Source organism: Deinococcus pimensis DSM 21231, from assembly GCF_000519345.1.
Lineage (GTDB): Bacteria > Deinococcota > Deinococci > Deinococcales > Deinococcaceae > Deinococcus_A > Deinococcus_A pimensis.
The window spans coordinates 339167-339526 of record NZ_KI912633.1 but is presented as its reverse complement, the minus strand read 5'-3'; the positions used below and the strand labels follow the sequence as shown (position 1 = coordinate 339526).

Below are 360 nucleotides of genomic sequence, written 5' to 3'. Positions count from 1 at the left end.
GACGCGGCGCTCGCGGGCTTCCGCTCCGCCGCGCAGGGCGCGCCGGACTTCACGGAGGCGTGGCGCTACGTGGGCCGCATCGCGCTCGACACGAACCAGGGCGCCCTGGCGCGCGAGGCCTGGGAGAACGTCACGCGCCTCGAAGGCGCGAACGCCACGAACCGCTACTTCCTCGACTACGCGAGGGAGGGCGAACGTTACGGCCTGAGCGCCGTGAAGACCTTCCGGGACGCCTACACGGCCTACACGAAGGGCGACCGCGCCGCCGCCGAGGCGGGCTTCGAGCGTGCCACGAGCGCGAACGCCGACTACGCCAAGGCGTGGTCGTGGCTGGGCCGCACCCGCGCCGAGCGCGGCGCG

Annotated in this window: 1 protein-coding gene; it reads left to right on the top strand. The window is 74.4% G+C overall.

Annotation, left to right across the window (positions count from 1 at the left end):
- Positions 1–360 (top strand): hypothetical protein (locus DEIPI_RS39080; RefSeq protein ID WP_027481245.1); only part of this gene is annotated, 360 nt, incomplete at both ends.